Origin of the sequence: Streptomyces sp. Edi4, from assembly GCF_040253615.1 — a bacterium.
Lineage (GTDB): Bacteria > Actinomycetota > Actinomycetes > Streptomycetales > Streptomycetaceae > Streptomyces.
Window position 1 is genome coordinate 7,735,535 of record NZ_JBEJGY010000004.1, and the last position, 20,066, is coordinate 7,755,600.

Genomic DNA, 20,066 nt, shown 5'->3' on the forward strand with positions numbered 1-20,066 from the left:
CGGGGTGCGCGCGGGCGCACACACCAAGGTGACGTCCGGTTCCCGCCAGCGACAGCCCATGCGCCGATCCAGCCTGGGCACATGACCAAATACACCGTGCTCCCCGTTGACGCAGCCGTCCTGAAGGAACTGCGGTCCGTCGACGACGCGGGCCGTCCCTGCGCCCCGTACCTGGCGACCAGCGACGACGAGGGCTCTCCACTGCGCTGCTGCCTGCGGCCCATCACACCCGGCGAGCGGATCGCCCTTGTTTCGTACGCCCCGTTGCGCCGCTGGGCCGCCATGAGTGGCGTGGATCCGGGCGCGTACGACGAGCAGGGTCCCGTTTTCATTCACGCCGGTGCCTGCGACGGGTTCACCCCGGGTGAGGTCTACCCCCTCGCGCGGCCGGGCGCTCTGCGGACCGTGCGGCGCTATGACGCCCGGGGCCATATCGCGGGCGGCCGCCTTCTGGAGATTCCGGCCGACGCCGCGACTGCCTTCGACGCGGCCCTCGACGACGCGTTCAACGATCCTGACGTCGTGCTCGTACATGTCAGGGCACTTGAATACGGATGCTTCCACTTCGAGGTGCGCAGGCAGCTTGCCGAGGGGTAGTCGTGCGGAGTGGTCGCGTCGGCTGTCAGGGGCCGGCGGGGCGGGGGCCGGCGGCTGCCAAGGCCTCCGTCACCGCCTGCCGCAGTGGACCGCTGGTGATCCAGCGGTTCTTGCCATCGGCCAGGCACGCCGCGGCACGACCCACCCGCTTCGGCCCGGGTCCCGGGCCGAAGCCGGGGCCTGGGCCGGGCGGGGGATCCCCGACCGGGGCCATTGCCGGGCCAACACCGCAGTGGATAGCCTGTGTTCGTCATGTCGGTCGATGATCGTAGTTTCGAACACGAAGGGTGGGTGGCCGAGCATGGGCCGACTGGTTCCCGCGGTGACCAGGGCGATGGACGTCCTCGAACTCTTTCTGGAGAGCGAGGGCAGCCTCTCCGCGCCCGATGTCACACGTCGGCTGGGGCTGCCGCGCACCACCGTCCATGAGCTGCTGACCACCCTGTCCGCGCGTTCCTACCTCGCGCCCGTGCCCGAGCAGCCCGGCCGCTACCGCCTCGGTGTGCGCACCTATCAGCTCGGCAGCCGTTACGCCGAACAACTCGACCTCGCCGCCGAGGGGCAACAGGTGGCACGCGAGGTCGCCGAGACCTGCGACGAGACCGTCCACGTCGCGATCCTGGAGGACGCCGACGTCATCTACATCGCCAAGGTCGACTCCACCCACGCCGTCCGCATGGTCTCGGCCGCCGGCCGCAGGCTCCCCGCCCACTGCACCTCCGTCGGTAAAATGCTGCTCGCCGCGCTGCCCGAGGCCGAACTCGACGCGCGCCTGTCCGGGCGTGAACTCGCCGCCATGACCCCCGCCAGCATCACCGACCCCGCCGCCCTGCGCACCGCTCTCGACGGGATCCGTGCCCGGGGTGTCGCCGTCGAGCACCAGGAGTCCAATCCGGACGTGAGCTGTGTGGCCGCGCCGGTCAGGGACGGCGCGGGGCGGGTCGTCGCCGCGCTGTCGGTCTCCGTGCCGATGGTCAGGTGGAGCGAGCGGCGGGAGGTGGAGCTGGCCGAGCTCGCCCAGAAGGGCGCGGCGGACCTGTCCGAACGCCTGGGCCACCGGGGGATGCGATGAGATGGGAACTCGCGGTCCGCGAAGCGGCCGTACTGGGGGAGGGGCCCACCTGGGACCCCGCGACCGGGCGGCTGATCTGGGTCGACATCCTCTCCTCCCGCATCCACACCTACGCGACCAGTGACGGCCGCCGTACCGTCATGGCCACCGAACAGCACGTCGGCGCGGCGAAGCCGAGGGCCGGTGGCGGTCTGGTCGTCAACCTGCGGGACGGAGTGGGACTGTACGGTCCCGACGGCGGATTCAGCTGGCTGGTGCGCGACCCCGTCGCGGGACGGCGCGCCAACGACGCGGCAGTCTCCCCCGACGGGGCGCTGTGGGCCGGCACCATGCGGTACGACGAGGCGCCGGGCGGCGGCTCACTGTCCCGGATCGCCCCGGACGGCACGGCGACCGAGGTCCTGGGCGACGCGAGCGTGAGCAACGGCATCGGCTGGAGCCCGGACAGCCGGCTCATGTACTACATCGACACCCCGACCGGACGCATCGACGTCTTCGACTTCGACGGCCAACTCGCCCACGACAGGCGGCCGTTCGCCGCCATACCCGCGACCGCCGGACATCCCGACGGGCTCGCCGTGGATGGCGAGGGCGGCGTCTGGGTGGCGTTGTGGGGCGGCGGCGCGGTCCGGCGGTACGCGACGGACGGCACCCTCGATTTGGCCGTCCCCCTGCCCGTGCGCTGCCCCACCGCCTGCGCGTTCGGTGGCCCGGACCTCACCGACCTGTACATCACCACCGCCCGCGTCGGGCAGAGCGCCCCGCATCCCCTCGCGGGGTCGGTGCTGGTGCTCCCGGGCGCGGGACGAGGGCTGCCGGGCTTCGCCTTCGCGGGCTGACTAGCCGTCAAATACCGTGCGCCCCACCGGAATCCGGCGGGGCGCACGGTTGTGCTCAGCGCGTCGAGAAGGAGTGCACCGTCGAGGTCCGGTACGTCGTGCCGGGGCGCAGCACCGTCGACGGAAACGACGGCTGGTTGGGGGAGTCGGGGAAGTGCTGGGCCTCCAGGCACAGGGCGTCGCCCTGCCGGTAGGCGCGGCCCGACGTGCCCACCAGCGTGGCGTCCAGGAAGTTGCCGCTGTAGAACTGGAGGCCCGGCTCGGTGGTGTACATCCGCATCACGCGGCCCGAGGTCGGTTCACTGAGGGTGAGGGCGTGGCGCGGCGCGGACGTGATCCCCTTGTCGAGTACCCAGTTGTGGTCGAAGCCCTTGGCGCGGACCAGTTGCTGGTGGCCCTCGCGGATGTCGCGTCCTACCGGCTTGGCGCGTCGGAAGTCGAAGGGCGTGCCCGCGACCCGGGCCAGTTCGCCGGTCGGGATGAGGCCCGCGTCGACGGGTGTGAAGCGTGAGGCCGCCACTTCCAAGGTGTGGTGTTCCACCGGACCGCTGCCCTCGCCCGCCAAGTTGAAGTAGGTGTGGCTGGTGAGGTTGACGACGGTCGGCCGGTCGGTCGTCGCCTCGTAGTCGATCCGCCAGGCGCCGCGCGCGGTCAGGGTGTAGGTGACGCGGACCCGCAAGGTGCCCGGGTAGCCCATCTCACCGTCCGGCGAGGTCCGGGTCAGGACGAGGCCGGTGTCCGAGCCGCGGGTGAACGGCTCCACGTGCCACATCTGCTTGTCGAAGCCCCGGGTGCCGCCGTGCAGGCTGTTCGCCCCGTCGTTGAGCGGGAGTTGATACGTGTGGCCGTCGAGAGTGAAGCGGCCCGCGGCGATGCGGTTGCCGTACCTTCCGATGAGCCCGCCGAAGTAGGGGCTCTTGTCGACGTAGTCCGCCAGATTGTCGAAGCCGAGCGCGATGTTCGCCAAGTGACCGCCCGGGTCCGGGACTTCGAGTGAGTGGATGATGCCGCCGTAGGACAGGACCTGGAGCCGGATACCGCCGTTGGCGACGCTCCAGACGTCCACCGCTGTGCCGTCGGCCAGGGTGCCGAAGTGCTTCCTGGAGGGGGAGGGGCGGGCTGCGGCGTGGGCGGCGGTGGCGCCCAGGGCAGTCGTGGCCAGTCCGACAGCGGCGCCTGCCGCCAGTACGGTGCGTCTGCTGGTGCTCATGGTGCGACTCCTTCGAGGAGAGGGTAATCGGAAGGACTCACGAACCGACCTTGCGCTTGTTGTAGACGTCGAAGCCCACCGCGGCCAGGAGCACGAGCCCCTTGATGACCTGCTGGTAGTCCGAACCGACGCCGACCAGTGACATGCCGTTGTTGAGTACGCCGAGGACCAGGCCGCCGATGATGGCGCCGAACACCGTGCCCACGCCGCCGCTCATCGAGGCGCCGCCGATGAACGAGGCGGCGATCGCCTCCAGTTCGAAGTTCACGCCCGCGTTGGGGGTGCCCGCGTTCAGACGGGCTGCGAAGACGACACCGGCCAGCGCCGCGAGCACCCCCATGGTGACGAAGACCAGGAAGGTGACCCGCTTGTCCTTGACGCCGGACAGTTTCGCCGCCGCCTGATTGCCGCCCAGCGCGTACACATGGCGCCCGACGACCGCGTTGCGCATCACGAAGCCCAGGCCGATGAGCAGCGCCGCGAGCAGGAGCAGCACCACCGGCACACCCCGGTAGCTGGCCAGCGTCATCGTGAACGCGAGTACGGCGGCGACCATCGCCACCAGCTTGGCGACGAACAGGCCCCGGGGCAGCACATCGAGTGCGTACGCCCGCTGGCGTCGCCGCGACCGCGACTCCTGGACCACCACGACGGCGATCAGGACCAGGCCCAACAGCAGGGTCAGGTTGTGGTAGTTGGTGTCCGGCCCGAGCGCCGGGAGGTAGCCCGTGGATATCTTCTGGAAGCCGTCGGGAAACGGGCCGAGCGAGCGCGAACCGAGCAGGATCTGGGTGCCGCCGCGGAAGAGCAGCATCCCGGCCAGGGTGACGATGAACGACGGAATCCCGACGTACGCGATCCAGAAGCCCTGCCAGGCGCCGGCGAGCGCCCCGATGAGCAGCGCCACGGCCAGGGCGAGCACCCAGGGCACATGGTGTTCGACCATCATGACCGCACAGGCCGCCGAGACGAAGGCCGCGAGCGAGCCGACCGACAGGTCGATGTGGCCGGCGATGATGACGATCATCATGCCGATGGCGAGGACGAGGATGTAACTGTTCTGGAGGACCAGATTGGTGACGTTGTTCGGCTTGAGCAGCACCCCGCCGGTCCAGATCTGGAACAGCACGACGATCAGGCCGAGCGCGACCAGCATGCCGTACTGGCGCATGTTGCGGCGCGCCGCGGCAAGCAGCAGCGCACCGGGGGCCGGACGCGGGGAGCCGGGCGCCGAGGGGGCGCTCCGGGGGGTGTCGGTGGAGACCGGACCCATGGCGACTACCTCTTGTTCGTGGTCATGTGGCGCATCAGCACTTCCTGGGTCGCCTGCGCCCGCGCGATCTCACCGGTGAGCCGGCCGGCCGCCATCGTGTAGATGCGATCGCACATGCCGAGCAGTTCGGGGAGTTCGGAGGAGATGAAGACGACGGCCTTGCCTTGAGCCGCGAGCTGGTCGATGACGGTGTAGATCTCGTACTTGGCACCCACGTCGATGCCCCGGGTCGGCTCGTCGAGGATCAGCACATCGGGATCCGCGAAGATCCATTTGCTGAGCACGACCTTCTGCTGGTTGCCGCCGGACAGCCGGCCCACCTGCTCGAAGACCGTGGGCGCCTTGATGTTCATGGACCCGCGGTACGACTCCGCGACCCGGCGCTCCTCGTGCTCGTCGACCACTTGGCCCCGGGACACCTTGCCGAGGGCGACGCTGGTGATGTTGCGGGCGATGTTGTCGATGAGGTTCAGGCCGTACTGTTTGCGGTCCTCGGTGACATACGCGATGCCGTGGCCGACCGCCTCGGGCACGGTCCGGGTGCGGATCTCGCGGCCGTCCTTGTGCACCGTGCCGCTGATGCCCCGCCCGTAGGAGCGGCCGAACACGCTCATCGCGAGTTCGGTGCGGCCGGCGCCCATCAGGCCCGCGATGCCGACGATCTCACCTCGGTTCACCCGCAGAGTGACGTCGTCGACGACCTTGCGCTGCTGGTCGATGGGGTGGTGCACGGTCCAGTGCCGCACCTCGAGGGCCGGATGGGCGCCCGGATCGCCCCCGTACGGCGTCCGTTGGGGGAAGCGGTGGTCGAGATCGCGGCCCACCATGGCCCGGATGATCCGGTCCTCGGTCGTGGCGGGATCCCTCACGTCCAGGGTTTCGATGGTGCGCCCGTCGCGGATGACGGTGACCGAGTCGGCGACGGCGGCGATCTCGTTGAGTTTGTGCGAGATGATGATCGAGGTGATGCCTTGCTGCTTCAACTCCGTTATCATGCGCAGGAGATGGGAGCTGTCCTCGTCGTTGAGGGCGGCTGTCGGCTCGTCCAGGATGAGCAGTCCGACTTTCTTGGAGAGGGCCTTCGCGATCTCCACCAGCTGCTGCTTGCCCACGCCGATGTCCGCGACTCTGGTTCCCGGGTGCTCGTTCAGACCCACCCGTTTCAGGAGCCGGGCGGCCTGCTTCAGCGTCTCGTTCCAGCTGATCACCCCGTGGGTGGCGTGCTCGTTGCCGAGGAAGATGTTCTCGGCGATCGACAGGTAGGGGATGAGCGCGAGCTCCTGGTGGATGATGACGATGCCGCGCGCCTCGCTCGCCCGGATGTCCTTGAAGGCGCACGGCTCGCCCTGGAACAGGATGTCGCCCTCGTAACTCCCGTGCGGATGGACGCCGCTGAGGACCTTCATCAGGGTCGACTTGCCCGCGCCGTTCTCTCCGCACACGGCGTGGACCTCACCGGCTGCGACGGTGAGCGAGACGTCGGACAGGGCCCGGACCCCCGGGAACGTCTTGACGATGGAGCGCATGTGGAGGACCGGCGCCTCCGGGGCAGGGGCACTCACTTCAGGGCGCTCGCTTTGATGTATCCCGAATCCACCAGCACCGACCGGTAGTTGGACCTGTCGACGCTCACGGGGTTGAGCAGGAAGGAGGGCACGACCTTCTTCTCGTTGTCGTACGTCTTGGTGTCGTTGACCTCGGGGGTCTTGTGGTTCAGGACGGCGTCGGCCATCTGCACGGCCTGTTTGGCGAGCGCCCGGGTGTCCTTGTAGACGGTCTGGGTCTGATCGCCGGCGATGATCGACTTCACTGATGCCACTTCGGCGTCCTGCCCGGTGACGACGGGGTAGGGCTTCGCGGCCGTCCCGTATCCGCCGGAACGCAGCGAGGACAGGATGCCGATGGAGATCCCGTCGTACGGTGACAGCACGGCGTCCACGCGCGCCGAGGAGTACGCCTTGGTCAGCAGGTCGTCCATGCGCTTCTGCGCGGTCGCGCCGTCCCAGCGCAGCGTGGTCACCTGGTTGAGCTGGATCTGCCCGCTCCGTACCACCAGCTGCTTGCTGTCGAGGTAGGGCCGGAGCGTCTTCATGGCGCCCTGGAAGAAGTAGCGGGTGTTGTTGTCGTCCGGTGATCCGGCGAACAGCTCGATGGTGAACGGCCCCTTCTTGCTGCCGTTCTTGAGGCCCAACTTGTCGAGGATGTAGGTGGCTTGGAGCACGCCGACCTTCTCGTTATCGAAGGAGGCGTAGTAGTCCACGTTCGGTGTGCCGAGGATGAGCCGGTCGTAGGAGATCACCTCGATGTGCTGGTCGGCGGCCTGCTTGAGGACGTCGCTCAGGGCCCGGCCGTCGATGGCCGCGATCACCAGTACGTCGACGCCCTTGGTGATCATGTTTTCGATCTGGGCCACCTGCTGGTCGACGTTGTCCTCGCCGTACTGGAGGTCGGTCTTGTAGCCGAGCGCCTGGAACTGCTTGACCATGTTGTCGCCGTCGTTGATCCACCGCTCGGAGGACTTGGTGGGCATGGCGATGCCGATGGTGGAGCCCTTGCCGCCCTTCTTGGTGTCCTTGCTGCCGCCGTCGCCGCTCTGGCCGCAGGCGGTGAGCGCGAGGGCCAGGGAGCCGGCGAGGAGGGCGAGGGCTGCTCTGCGGGTGTGGCGCATGGTCATCAGTCCTTCTGGAGGGAGAAGCGGTTGAGGGGGCCGGGCAGACGGGAGCCGAGCGGGGAGATGCCGCCGTCGGCGCCGTGCCGGGCGAGCAGGTCCAGCACGAGGCGGCCCCGGCGCACGCGTTCGCGCGCCGTTTCCAGGGCGGTGTCCCGCAGATGCGCGCCGTACGGGTAGATGCCGGGCGCCCTGGACAGGCCGAACTTCAGATACAGCGGAGCGGCCCTGCGGATCAGCTCGGCCGTCTCGTACATGCGCACATATCCGCCGAGGTCGTCAGGCGCCTCGATGTACAGGTCGAGCGGCACCCCCGACACCCGGCGGATCTCGGTGAGATGATGGCCCGTCAGATCCGAGGGGACGTTCACCGAGTCCGCGCCGAGCCGTTCGTACACCGAGACCGATGCGGGGTTGACCGGGCCGATCAGCGCCGAGACCTTGAGCGTGGTGTCCGCCGGCAGCAGCCCCTGCTCGCGCAGCCGGTGCAGTGTCCACAGCACGCCCTCGTCGGCCACGAGCAGGCAGGGAACTCCCAACTCCGTTGCCCGCAGGGCGTCTTCGAGGCATCCCGCGAGCGCGTCGTGGCCCCGGGCGCGCAGTCCGGCGCCGCCGGAGCCGGTGCGCGTGGAGCCGCCGGTGTCCCAGGTGCCACGCGGGCCGGTGAAGAGGCAGAGCTCGATACCGCGTGCCGCACATGCCCCGGCCATGTCGGTGATCTCCGCATCGGTGAGCATCCACACTCCGCTGCCCTGACTGACGCGGTGCACGGGCACATCCAGGCGGGTGGACTCCTTGAGGACGACACTCAGCGCCTCGGGCCCCTCGACCGAGGGGATCTCGGTGCGCCAGGCACCGCCGTCGGGGAAGAGGTGGGGAGAGGAGTCGGCGGGGTTGTCGGCGGGCGCGGCGAGGCCGAGCGCCGTCAGGGCCCGCTCGCCGGGGCGGCGGGGCCGCGTCTCTTGGGGGCAGGGGGCTGATGTGTCGGTCACAGGCGGGCTTCCTTGCGTGAGCGGTGGGCGAGAAGGTTCGATATCTCGAACGAGGTTCGGGCCATGGGGCATGAAGCCGCGCCTAGGGGCGCAGCAGGACCTTTCCGGTGGCGGGGTCCCCGCCACCGACCAGCGCGAGGGCATCGGCGTACCGGTCAAGCGGGAACTCGTGGGTGATCAGCGCGGCCGGATCGATCCGCCCCGCTGTGTACGCCCGGACGGCGAAGGACCAGGCGGCGCGGGACGCCCCGAAGACGCTGCGCACGGTGAGCTGGCTGACCGACAGGTGCGCCGGGTCGATTCCCCGGGCGCCCGCCGCGAACATCCCGGTCAGGACCACGCGGCCACCGCGCCGGGCCAGCAGGCAGCAATCGGCGGCGGTGGACGGCGCTCCGGCCGTCTCGACGACCAGGTCGTAGCGGCCGCGTACATCGGCCGACCGCTCGGGCGCGCGGGCCTCGGTGGCGCCCATGGCGCGGGCCCGTTCGGCCCGTTCGAGGCGGGGGTCGATCACCGTCAGTTCCACGGGCGAGTACCCGGCGAGGAACTGGACGGCGAGCAGGCCGAGCGTGCCCGCCCCCACGACGGCGATCCGTTCGCCCGCCTCCGGTGCCCCGGCCCGTACGGCGGCGGCGACCACGGCGGCCGGTTCGAGCAGGGCGGCCGCGCGCAGGTCCGCGCCGTCGGGCAGCGGGTGCAGCAGCCGGGCCGGGACCACCACGTGGTCGGCGAAGCCGCCGGGATGCGTGAAGCCGGTCTCGGCGTACGCGGCGTCGCACAGCGAGGTCTCGCCGCAGCGGCACCGCTCACAGGTCCCGCAACTGCGAAAGCCCTCGGCGACCGTCCCGCGCCCCACCAGCCCGGGATCGACACCCGCCCCGATGGCCTCCACCGTTCCCGACCACTCGTGGCCGGGGGTGAGCGGATAACGCACGTAACCGGGGGCGCGGCGGCCTTCGTACACTTCGCGGTCGCTCAGGCAGATCCCGGCGGCCGCGACCCGCACGACGGCCTCGCCGGGACCTGGCTCGGGGCGCGGACCGGTGACCAGGCGGTGGCTGCCCGGCGCGTCGACCACGATGGCGCGACTGCTCATCGCCGCGCACCGCAGGGGTCGCGCTTCTCCCAGCCCTCGGCCCACAGGTCGAACCGGGCCTGCTGCTGGGGGAATTCGGCCGCCGCGTCCACGTCGAGCTCCACACCGAGCCCCGGCCCCTGGGGCAGCTCGAAGTAACCGTCGACCACCTGGGGGGCGCCCATGACCACCTCCTTGATCTGCGCGTCCGCGAAGTCGTTGAAGTGCTCCAGGATTTTGAAGTTGGGCGTGCAGCCCGCGACGTGGAGCGAGGCCGCGGTCAGGACCGAACCACCCACGTTGTGGGGCGCGACCAGCATGTAGTGCGTCTGCGCCGTCGCCGCGAGCTTCCTGGTCTCCAGAATGCCGCCGAGGTGGCCGACGTCCGGCTGGATGATGTCCACGGCCTGCGACTCGAAGAGCTCGCGGAACTCGATCCGGTCATGGACGCGTTCGCCGGTCGCCAGCGGGATGTCGACCTTCTGCGCGACCTTCGCCAGTGCCTTGAGGTTCTCCGGCGGGACCGGCTCCTCGAGCCACGCCGGCTCGAACGGCGCCAGCTCGTGGGCGAGACGGATGGCGGTCGAGGGCGAGAACCGGCCGTGCATCTCCAGCATCAGCTCGGTGTCCGGCCCGATGGCGTCGCGTACCGCCTCGATCAACGAGACGGCGTACAACGACTGCTGACGGTCGAGCTCGAAGTGGCCGGTGCCGAACGGGTCGATCTTCAGTGCCCGGTAACCCCGCTCCACGACGGCGGCCGCCGCCTTGTGGTAGGCCTCCGGTGTGCGCTCGGTGGTGTACCAGCCGTTGGCGTACGCCTTGACCCGGTCGGTCACCCGACCGCCCAGCAGCTCCCACACCGGGACGCCGAGCGCCTTGCCCTTGATGTCCCAGCAGGCCATCTCCACCACCGCGATGCCCGACATCACGATCTCGCCGGCCCGCCCGTAGTCGCCGTACTTCATCCGCCGGACCAGGTCCTCGATCGCGAACGGGTCGGAGCCCGCGATGTGGTTGGCCTCGGCTTCGCGGAGATAGCCGATCAAGGCGTCGGTGCGACCGAGCATGCGGGTCTCGCCGACGCCGGTCAGGCCCTCGTCCGTGTGGACCTGTACATAGGTGAGGTTACGCCAGGGGGTTCCGACTACATGGGTGCTGATTCCCGTGATTCGCAAGGCAGTTGCTCCCGAGGCCGCTGTCTGTGACGTTCGAAATGTCGTCACACGTTCGAAATGCTGGCGCGACGGTAGTGATGCGCGGCCGGAAGTGTCAATGGGTCGCGCAGGAACCGCCGCGCTCCGCACATGACGGCGTCCGTCGCGCGGTTCCCGGCGCGATCAGGTAATCAGGAGGGGTGAACAAGGACGCGCGCAGCCCTTTCGTGCAGGTCCGGGGGGCCAGGGAGAACAACCTGCGGAACATCGACGTCGACGTTCCGCGAGACGCGATGGTCGCCTTCACCGGTGTCTCCGGTTCGGGCAAGTCCTCGCTCGCCTTCGGCACGCTCTACGCGGAGGCTCAGCGGCGCTACTTCGAGTCCGTGGCACCGTATGCCCGCAGGCTTTTGCAGCAGGCCGGCGCACCGCACGTGCGGGAGATCACCGGGCTGCCACCCGCCGTGGCCCTGCAACAGCGACGCGGGTCGCCCAGCTCACGTTCGACGGTCGGCACCCTCACCACGCTCTCCAATCTGCTGCGCATGCTGTACTCCCGGGCCGGCACCTATCCGCCCGGCGCCGCACGGCTGGAAGCCGAGTCGTTCTCCCCCAACACCGCGGCCGGCGCCTGCCCGCAGTGCCACGGGCTCGGCGTCGTGCACGATGTCGCCGAGGACCTGCTCGTCCCTGACTCCTCGCTGAGCATCCGGGAAGGGGCGATCGCCGCGTGGCCGGGCGCCTGGCAGGGCGCCAACCTCCGCAGCGTCGTCAACGGCCTGGGGATCGACATCGACCGACCGTGGCGCAGGCTCAGGAAGAAGGACAGGGACTGGCTGCTGTATACGGACGAGCAGCCCTCCGTGTACGTCGAGCCGGAGGAGGGGCGCGTCGACTACGGCTACCAAGGCAAGTTCTGGAGCGCGCGCAAGCACGTCATGCATGTGCTCGCCGACTCCAAGAGCGAGAAGACGCGTGAACGGGCGCTCCGGTTCGTCCGGAGTGTTCCCTGCCCCGGGTGCCACGGCAGCGGACTGCGGCCCGAGGCGCTGGCCGTGACCTTCGCCGGACGTTCCATCGCCGAGATCAACGCGATGCCGCTCGCCGAGGTCCTGGCATCGCTGCGGCCCGTCGCGAGGCGCGCCAGGGCCGACGCATCCACGTCGACCGCCCGGTCCGGGGAGACCACCGAGGTCGCGGTCCGCATCTGCGGCGATCTGGTCGCGCGCATCGACGTACTGCTTCACCTGGGCCTTGGATACCTGAGTCTCGGGCGCCGCTCCACCACCCTGTCGCCCGGCGAGGCGCAGCGCCTGCGGATCGCCACCCAGCTGCGCTCGGGTCTTTTCGGCGTCGTCTACGTCCTCGACGAACCCTCCGCCGGCCTGCACCCGGCCGACGCTCAACCACTGCTCGACGTGTTGGACCGCCTCAAGGCGGCGGGCAACTCGCTGTTCGTCGTGGAGCACGACATGGACGTCGTACGGCGGGCGGACTGGGTGGTCGACATCGGCCCGGGCGCCGGCGAGGGCGGGGGCCGCGTGCTGTACAGCGGCCCGGTCGCCGGGCTCGAGCGGGTCGGGGATTCGGCCACGAGTCAGTACCTGTTCGGGCGCGCCCAACCGCTTGATCATCGCCCTCGGACACCGCAGGGTTGGCTGCGTCTGCGCGGCGTCTCGCGTCACAATCTGCGCGATGTGTCCCTCGACGTACCGCTGTGCGTGCTGACGGCGGTCACAGGCGTCTCCGGCTCGGGAAAGTCGACCCTGGTGAGCCAGGTGCTCGCCGAGGTCGTCCGCGGGCACCTCGGACTCGCACCCGATGAGCCCGACGAGCCCGACGAGGCGCGCCTCGAGGTCGATGTCCAGGACGCGTCGGGGGTCGAGTCGTTCGACCGTCTTGTGCTGGTCGACCAGCGGCCCATCGGCCGGACTCCCCGGTCCAACCTGGCCACGTACACAGGGTTGTTCGACGCGGTGCGCAAGGTGTACGCGGCGACGGACGAGGCCAGGGCGCGCGGCTACTCGGCCGGGCGGTTCTCCTTCAATGTGTCCGACGGCCGGTGCGAGACGTGCCAGGGCGAGGGCTTCGTCGCGGTGGAGCTGCTGTTCCTGCCGGGCACCTACGCGCCGTGCCCCACCTGTCGGGGCGCCCGGTACAACACCGAAACACTGGAGGTCACCTACCAGGGCAAGAACATCGCGGAGGTGCTGGCGCTGTCCGTCGACGCCGCCGCCGAATTCCTCTCCGCCGTCCCGGCCGCCTCGCGCAGTCTGGAGACACTGCGCGAGGTGGGGCTCGGGTATCTGCGTCTTGGCCAGCCCGCCACGGAGCTCAGTGGTGGCGAGGCGCAACGCGTCAAACTCGCCACCGAACTGCAACGCGCTCGGCGCGGGCACGCGCTCTACCTGCTCGACGAACCCACGGCGGGGCTGCACCCCGCGGACGTCGCGCTGCTGCTGCGCCAGCTGCACCGGCTCGTCGACGCCGGCAACACGGTCGTCCTCGTCGAGCACGACCTGGACACGATCGCCACCGCCGACTGGGTGATCGACCTCGGACCGGGCGGCGGCGACGCCGGCGGCCGGGTGGTCGCGGCGGGCCCGCCGGCCAAGGTGGCCAGGGCCCGCCGCAGCGTCACCGCGCCCTATCTCGCGGCCCGGCTCGCGCGCCCCTGACGGCGGCGCGACGGGCAGAGGGAACGGGGTGGGCAGAGGGCACGGGGCGGCACACCGCCTTTCAGGGGTTCACCCAGGCTCCCGGAGAGTCGGCCAACTCCGATACGGACGCGGGCAGTTGAGCCGTGGCGACATCGGCGAGGGACACACCGTCCAGGATCTCGCGCACATTGGACCGCAGGGCGATCCACAGGGGGAGCAGTGACTCGGCGGGGCCGGTGTAGGACAGTTCCGGCGGGCGCACACCGCGTACCGAGACCAACGGACCGTCCACGACGCGGATGACGTCGGCGATGCTGATGGACGCGGCGGCCCTGGCCAGCCGGTAGCCGCCGTTGCCGCCGCGCCGGCTGAGCACGAGACCGCCCCGGCGCATGTCGTTGAGGATGCTTTCGAGGAATTTGTGCGGGATGCTCTGGGCGTCGGCGATGGCCTCGGCCTTCAATGGCCCGGCATCCGGTGACGCGGCGAGCTGCAAGGCGGCGCGTACCGCGTAGTCGGCCCTGGCTGAAATCCTCATGAGCTCAGTATTCCGTGTGGCTCGCGTGTGCGTCCGGGGCAGGTGGCCGAAGCGTCCGAGCGCTGTTGCCGGCGGCCCGTACGACGCCGCCCTGACGTCGGTCAGGGTCTCAGGGGCAGGACGAACGGCGGGTGGGCGTCGTTGAGGAAGTAGTCCCCGACGTCGCGGAGCCGGTGGCTGACGGGCTCGTACAGCGTGTGGGCCCGTGCGTTGCGCCAGAAGCGGTCGAAGCCCAGGCGCGAGGAGACGGAGCGGGCGCCGATGATGTCCAGAGCGCGGGCGGTGGACTCCTGCGCCGCCCTGGAGGCGGCGGCTTCGGCCACGGCCACGAGGACGGAGACCTCCGCGTACTCGTCGTAGGTGAGCTCGTCACCGCGAGCCAGCCCACCGCACACGGCCTTCAGGGCCTCATCGGCGAGGGCCGCCGCGGAGCGGGCCAGGACGGTGAGTTCTCCGTAGGTGGTCAGTACCTGCGGGTCCTGGGGGGAGCCGACCGGCCAGTCCGGGTGCCAGGTGGAGCGGCCCGCCCTGCTGTAATCACGTGCTTCGGCGAGCACCCCCTCGGTCATGCCGAGGAGGAGCTGGACCGAGAGGAGCCGCCCCACCGGCGAGGACAGGGCGGCCCGGGGTGACAGGACGTCCTCGTCCGCCGACAGGGAGCCCAGCACGTCGCGGGCCGTGACCGGTACGGCGTCGAACTCCACGGTCCCGCCGGCCGCGAGCCGCTGGCCGAAGGTGTCGGCCTCCTCGTCGATCCGCACGCCGAGACGGGTGGCATCGACGACGACGGCGAAGGGCTGTCCGGTGTCGGCCCGCTCGGCCCGCACCGCGAGGCGGTCGGCGACCAGGACGCCGGTGGCATAGCTCTGGCGGCCCTCCAGCACATAGCCGCCGGCCTTCCTGGTCAGTGTCAGCGGCAGCTCCTGGCGCCCGAGTCCGCCGCCCCAGCACCACCGCTCCGCCACGGTCCTCCGCTCGATCTCGGCGGCGCGGGCCGGCTCGGCGAACAACCGGGCGCTCCACGACAGGAAGTAGTGACAGGCGAGCAGTTGACCGACCGCGCCGTCGGCGGCGGCGATCTCCCGGACGACGGCGTAGGCCGTCGGCCAGTCGGCGCCGCCGCCCCCGAGCTCGCGCGGGACGAGAAGCGTCAGGAGCCCCGCCTCCCGCAGCCGGGACACCTCGTCGAAGGGGGCCCGGCCCGCCTGCTCCCTGGCCACCGCGTCCGTGGCCAGGTCGTCCGCGCTCTCACGGGCCACTCGCTGCCAGTGCGTACGGCTGGGCTCGTTCCGGTCGAATTCCGAGACGGGTACGGACGGCGCGGTGGCAACGCCCATGGCGGTGGTCTCCTCAAGGTTGGCGGCGGGGAGGGGAGTTGGGCCCGCGAGCCGCGCGGGTAGGTGCGCCAGGGCCGTTGAGGCGTGGTCTCGGCGCGGACGTGTGAGCGGCGCGCCCCTACGTGGGACAGGCGACGCTGACGACGCGACCGAAGTCGACGTGCCGACGGCGTATGAGTCGCTGCTGCGTGGGGCCCATGCGCCCATCCTGCGCACCGGCCGGGCGGGCCGTCAACGATTTCCTAGTAATTCGATGGGAAATATGGGGGACGCAGGCAAGGGAGGTTCTGTCGCCGGACGTCGTGGCGGGCCGGCCGACGGAGCCGCAGTGGCGCTGGAAACGCGCGCCGCCCTGCGGTGCGGCTGTCGGAAAGCGCCAAGGCCGGGCTGTCGGCGCCGTGAGGGGACCTCAACGGAGCGGTTACTGACGGCAATTGGAGTATCGACGGCGGACGGCTCCCGCGACGAGTTCGAGCCCCGCTGAGTGCTGAGCCGGGACATCGTGCGAACGTGGTGACCATGACCCCTGACACACCAGCGGATGTGCGCGTCACCCGGGCATGGAGCAGGATCGTGGAATGGCTGGCCGAGTACGCGCCGCCGTCGTACGCGGCGCTCAGACCCGGCGCCCGCGATGACGAGATCGCGGCCCTGGAAGCGACCCTCGGCGTGAGCGTTCCGCAGGAGTTGAAGGCGCTGTGGCGGCTCTCTGCGGGCGAGGACGGCGTGCGGGGTACGGGGGTCATGCTGGGCGATTGGACCCTGATGCCGCTGGACGCTGTGATCGAGGCCCACCAGATCCAGATGCGGTCCCAGGAGGAGTACGGCGAGGACGAGAGTCCCCTGGTGCTGTGGAAGCCGTCGTGGATACCGTTCTGCTCCTCCCGCTTTGACGAAACCGGCACCGGCCTCTACCTGGACGGGGGGACTGGGGAAGTGTGCCGGTGGGGCACGTACGGCGAGCGTGAGAAGGAGTACGAGTCGCTGCCCGCCTACTTGGAGCTCATGGCGGTCAGCCTGGAAGCGCCCTTGGCGGCCGCCGGTCCGGAGAAGCCCGGCATGCGGGGCGGCGCCCTGGTGTGGGGACCACCTTCTGACGATGAGGGCGCCGACCAGTGGGTGGGCCACCTCGGCGAGGCTCCGCCGCGCCACCCCGCGAAGACTCTCGGCGCGATCCGGGCAGCTCTGCCCAGTGATGAGCGCGCGGAGTTCGACGAACAGCGCGACGCCGCCGATCTGGCCGACCTGGAGTCCCTGGGCGCTTTTCGGGACCGCTGGTGGGAGCGTTGCGTGCAGGTCCAGAACGAGCTGGAGGACGAGGTCGCCGACGCGCTGGGCGGCAACATCATGGCCCAGCCGGGCCACAAGCTGGCGCCGGAGTACGAGGCCGCGCTGCCGCCCGCCGTCCGCCACGTTCCGCCGTCCCTGGACGACATCAGTGCCGCCCTGCGCCATGAAAGCGTCCGCGCACGGTTCAACCGGGATTTCATGGAGGCGGTTCTGCCGCACTATCCGGCGTTGCTCCTGCGCTGGTGGGACATCGCCCGGCTGATGGCCGACCCACGCGGCGACCGAGCCGTACGCGCCGTCATCAACGGCCGCCGCGGATCGGATTAGCTTGGATTGGCCTCCTCTTCTTCCGACCTGTGCGGGGGGACTTCGTTTGTTCCTTGGGCGGCGGCCTGACCGTCAAACGCCGCTGCCCGGCCGGGCCCGGTACGGATGCTGCGCCAGCTATTCGCGCCACTTCGGCCGCATGACGCCGTTGGTCTGGACCTGACAGGGAGCGTTGTCCCAGACTGCCGGGATGGAGGAGCCACACCACACCCGACGCTTCGAAATCCCGCTGCATCGCCTGGACGTCCCTCTGCCGCATCTACTGCCCTTCGCCATCGGCACGTTCGACACGATCGGAGCGCTGTCACGCGCCAACTTCCCGCACCGCCACACCTTCTACGAGATCGTCTACGTCACGGGCGGCCGGGGTACCCATGTACTGGATTCCGTGCACCGCCCACTGCACCCACCGCAGTTGTGCGTCATTGCTCCCGGCCAAGTGCACCACTGGGTTGACGCCGAAGAGCTCACCGGCCAAGTGGTTCTGTTCAACGAGGACTTTCTGCCCTCCCGGTCGCAGAATGTGACGTCGCTGCGCACACTGTCGGCCGAACCAGGGCACTGCCCTGGCGACCAGTCAGGGCCCATCGAAGCACTCCTGGCGGACATGAAGGCCGAGTACCGAGCCCTGCTGCCCGGTTACCCCTTGCTCCTGCGCGCCAGTTTGCAGATCCTCATCGTACGAGCCCTGCGAACCTGCCCACCCGGCGTGGAGGCCACTCCGCGCGACCGGGCCACGGAGGTGGCGGCAGACTTCACCCGGCTCCTCGAACTCCCGGGCGGCACTCGCCGATCGGTCGACTCGTACGCGCAAGAGCTGCGCATCTCCCCGGGGCACCTCCAGGCGTCGGTGCGGCAGGCCACGGGGTTGACCCCGGGCGGTCTGATCCGTCTGCGCCGCACCCTGGAGGCCAAACGGCTGCTGATGGCAACGGAATTGACCATACGTCAGGTCTCCGCAGCGGTCGGATTTCGCGACCCCGCGTACTTCTGCCGGTTCTTCCGGAGGGAAACCGGCATGTCGCCCGGCACGTTCCGGTCCGGCGCCGGAGGAAATCACCATGATCCCCGGATCGAGTCCATCGCCGCCGGTGGGGGCGGCTCATAACGTGAGTGCAGGCCGCAGGCGGCCCGGCCCGCCGTCCTACTGGCAGGGGCCACGACCGCCCTGCGGCGGCTCCTGCCGTGTGGCGCGCCGCTCCACGACTACAGGTCCGGACGGCCGACGCGCAGCACCCCGGCCCCGCCCCCTTCCCACAGGAGACCTGCGATGCCTGCTGACGAAAAGCCGCTCGAAGGACCCGCCGAAAGCGCCAAGTCCCCCCGGATCAGCCGCAAAGCGGTACTACGCGCCGCTGCCGCACTGAGCGCGGCCCCCCTATTGGTCCGAGGGGGAGTGGCCCTGGCCCGCGACCGCGGCACGGCCACCAGGCCCCTCGAGGTGACTCCGCAGTGCCATGACGGGGACGAGACGACCATCGAGCAGATCGAAGGCCCCTACTTCAAACCCAACTCCCCGCTGCGCGCCTCACTGATCACCGACAGCACCCCGGGCACCCGCCTCACGGTCACCGGATACGTCTTCAGCCGGACCTGCCGGCCGATCGCCGGAGCCCTCCTCGACTTCTGGCAGGCCGACGACAACGGCGACTACGACAACACCGGGTACGCGTTCCGCGGCCATCAATTCAGCACCGATCAGGGGGCGTTCAGCCTGACCACCATCGTGCCCGGGCTCTACCCGGGCCGCACCCGGCACATCCACGTCAAGCTGCAATCCCCCGGCCAGCCGATCATCACCACCCAGCTGTACTTCCCCGGGGAACCCCGCAACAGCACGGACACCATCTTCGACGCGCGTCTGCTCATGAACGTCCGCCAGGTCGGCCCCGCACGGGAAGGCACGTACGACTTCGTGCTGGACGCGCCCCAAGGCCCCACCAACCCGCCCACCACCCCACCCACCACACCCCCGTCGGGCACCTGGACGGCGGGCACGTCCTACCGTGCCGGCGACGTGGTCACCTACGGCGGCTCCTCGTACCGCTGCCTCCAGGCCCACACCGCCATCACCGGATGGGAGCCGCCGAACGTCCCAGCCCTCTGGCAGCGCGACTGACGCCGGAGCGGCGGCCTCGTCTCGATAGTCTGCATGGCGTGATCAACTCATACGCGGGTTTCGACGACGCCGCGGTCGCGACAGCCGGGGCGAGGGCCGGCGCGGACGTGATCCGCGACCTGTACGGCCGGCGGCTGGACCGCGTCGACAAGGGTGGCGGGGACTTCGCCACCACCGCCGATGTGGAGGCCGAGGCAAGGATCCTTGGCGTCATCCGTGCCGCCCGCCCCGATGACGCGGTGCTCGGCGAGGAAGGCGGCCGGCGGGGCGCCGTCGACGCCGCGCGCCAGTGGTTGGTGGATCCTCTGTGCGGCACGCTGAATTACGCCGTCGGCAACATGCTGGTGGCCGTCAACGTGGCGCTGCTCGGCGGGGCGGCGGCGGTGGCCGATCCGTTCAGCGGGGAGATTTTCTTCACCGACGGGGAGACTGCCTGGGTACGACGTGACGGGGCCGACGACACTCCGTTGAGGCCGTCGCCCGCTTCCCGGTTGGTGGATGTCAACCTGGATCCACCGTTCCCGAGTGCGCCCGGCTTCCGGGCCGTGGATCTGCTGGGCCGGCCTGAGTTCGTCGAACGGTTCCGGCCTCGGGTCGTGTCCACGACGTTGGCGCTGACCTGGGTCGCCGCCGGCAAGCGCGCCGCGTATGTCACCGACGGCGGCGGCCTTTCCAGGAGCGTGCACTTCGCGGCAGGCATCGCGTTGTGCCGGGCCGCCGGCTGCGTAGTCACCGGGATCGACGGCGCCCCGATCCATGAGACGGACCGTGGGCTCGTGGTCGCGGCCGACGACGAGACTCACGGATTGCTCATGTCGATGATGCGTAGCCGAAGGTAGTGCTGTGACCGCATGGGTTTCGCCGGGACCGGGCGTTGGTGTCGGGAAGGTCCCATCAGTGGCGGATCTGCTG

General features: G+C 70.1%; 17 protein-coding genes. 8 read left to right on the forward strand and 9 right to left on the reverse strand.

The features are described 5' to 3' along the window. The first annotated feature begins 81 nt into the window (after window positions 1-81). From ABR738_RS36675 to ABR738_RS36685, 3 genes are all read left to right on the forward strand, one after another. On the forward strand, window positions 82-597 hold the full coding sequence (locus ABR738_RS36675) for a DUF1203 domain-containing protein (RefSeq protein ID WP_350234322.1): 516 nt from the start codon (window positions 82-84) through the stop codon (window positions 595-597). A gap of 301 nt (window positions 598-898) precedes the next feature. After that, a complete protein-coding gene (locus tag ABR738_RS36680; RefSeq protein WP_350234323.1) occupies window positions 899-1,669 on the forward strand; it encodes an IclR family transcriptional regulator in 771 nt (256 codons plus the stop codon). Beyond that, the gene (locus ABR738_RS36685) at window positions 1,666-2,508 is read left to right on the forward strand and encodes an SMP-30/gluconolactonase/LRE family protein (protein WP_350234324.1); all 843 of its coding nucleotides are present in this window, start codon (window positions 1,666-1,668) and stop codon (window positions 2,506-2,508) included. The genes ABR738_RS36680 and ABR738_RS36685 overlap by 4 nt, the downstream gene beginning before the upstream one ends. A 55-nt stretch (window positions 2,509-2,563) precedes the next feature. Here the strand turns inward: ABR738_RS36685 and ABR738_RS36690 are convergent, their stop codons facing one another. The 7 genes from ABR738_RS36690 to ABR738_RS36720 form a co-directional block, all read right to left on the reverse strand. After that, a complete protein-coding gene (locus ABR738_RS36690) occupies window positions 2,564-3,718 on the reverse strand; it encodes an aldose epimerase family protein (protein ID WP_350234326.1) in 1,155 nt (384 codons plus the stop codon). Between the two features lie 37 nt (window positions 3,719-3,755). Beyond that, a complete protein-coding gene (mmsB, locus tag ABR738_RS36695) occupies window positions 3,756-4,991 on the reverse strand; it encodes a multiple monosaccharide ABC transporter permease (RefSeq protein ID WP_350234327.1) in 1,236 nt (411 codons plus the stop codon). Window positions 4,992-4,996: 5 nt separating this feature from the next. Further along, entirely contained in the window at window positions 4,997-6,517 is a 1,521-nt protein-coding gene (gene mmsA / locus ABR738_RS36700; RefSeq protein WP_350234329.1) for a multiple monosaccharide ABC transporter ATP-binding protein, read from the reverse strand. Between the two features lie 32 nt (window positions 6,518-6,549). Then, window positions 6,550-7,665, reverse strand: coding sequence for a multiple monosaccharide ABC transporter substrate-binding protein (chvE, locus tag ABR738_RS36705; RefSeq protein ID WP_502964200.1), 1,116 nt, complete (start codon window positions 7,663-7,665; stop codon window positions 6,550-6,552). Then, window positions 7,665-8,651 (reverse strand): hypothetical protein, encoded by a 987-nt coding sequence (locus ABR738_RS36710; protein ID WP_350234331.1) that lies wholly within the window; start codon window positions 8,649-8,651, stop codon window positions 7,665-7,667. The genes chvE and ABR738_RS36710 overlap by 1 nt, the downstream gene beginning before the upstream one ends. Window positions 8,652-8,733: 82 nt before the next feature. Then, window positions 8,734-9,747, reverse strand: coding sequence for a zinc-dependent alcohol dehydrogenase (locus ABR738_RS36715; RefSeq protein ID WP_350234332.1), 1,014 nt, complete (start codon window positions 9,745-9,747; stop codon window positions 8,734-8,736). Continuing rightward, window positions 9,744-10,904: a mandelate racemase/muconate lactonizing enzyme family protein gene (locus tag ABR738_RS36720; RefSeq protein ID WP_350234333.1), complete on the reverse strand. Its 1,161-nt coding sequence runs from the start codon at window positions 10,902-10,904 to the stop codon at window positions 9,744-9,746. Before ABR738_RS36720 ends, ABR738_RS36715 begins: the two co-directional genes overlap by 4 nt. A 179-nt stretch (window positions 10,905-11,083) precedes the next feature. On the opposite strand from ABR738_RS36720, the gene uvrA reads away from it, so the two are divergent. Continuing rightward, window positions 11,084-13,561 (forward strand): excinuclease ABC subunit UvrA, encoded by a 2,478-nt coding sequence (gene uvrA / locus ABR738_RS36725; protein WP_350234334.1) that lies wholly within the window; start codon window positions 11,084-11,086, stop codon window positions 13,559-13,561. A 61-nt stretch (window positions 13,562-13,622) separates the two neighbouring features. On the opposite strand, the gene ABR738_RS36730 is transcribed toward uvrA, so the two are convergent. Both ABR738_RS36730 and ABR738_RS36735 read right to left on the reverse strand, forming a co-directional pair. Then, on the reverse strand, window positions 13,623-14,081 hold the full coding sequence (locus tag ABR738_RS36730; protein ID WP_350234335.1) for an RrF2 family transcriptional regulator: 459 nt from the start codon (window positions 14,079-14,081) through the stop codon (window positions 13,623-13,625). Between the two features lie 101 nt (window positions 14,082-14,182). Next, entirely contained in the window at window positions 14,183-15,418 is a 1,236-nt protein-coding gene (locus ABR738_RS36735; RefSeq protein ID WP_350234336.1) for an acyl-CoA dehydrogenase family protein, read from the reverse strand. 519 nt (window positions 15,419-15,937) lie between these two features. On the opposite strand from ABR738_RS36735, the gene ABR738_RS36740 reads away from it, so the two are divergent. From ABR738_RS36740 to ABR738_RS36755, 4 genes are all read left to right on the forward strand, one after another. Continuing rightward, entirely contained in the window at window positions 15,938-17,035 is a 1,098-nt protein-coding gene (locus ABR738_RS36740) for an SMI1/KNR4 family protein (RefSeq protein WP_350234337.1), read from the forward strand. Between the two features lie 190 nt (window positions 17,036-17,225). After that, the gene (locus tag ABR738_RS36745; protein WP_350234338.1) at window positions 17,226-18,143 is read left to right on the forward strand and encodes a helix-turn-helix domain-containing protein; all 918 of its coding nucleotides are present in this window, start codon (window positions 17,226-17,228) and stop codon (window positions 18,141-18,143) included. Between the two features lie 162 nt (window positions 18,144-18,305). Continuing rightward, window positions 18,306-19,154: a dioxygenase family protein gene (locus ABR738_RS36750; protein WP_350234339.1), complete on the forward strand. Its 849-nt coding sequence runs from the start codon at window positions 18,306-18,308 to the stop codon at window positions 19,152-19,154. Between the two features lie 38 nt (window positions 19,155-19,192). Then, entirely contained in the window at window positions 19,193-19,993 is an 801-nt protein-coding gene (locus ABR738_RS36755) for an inositol monophosphatase family protein (RefSeq protein ID WP_350234892.1), read from the forward strand. Window positions 19,994-20,066 lie beyond the last annotated feature (73 nt).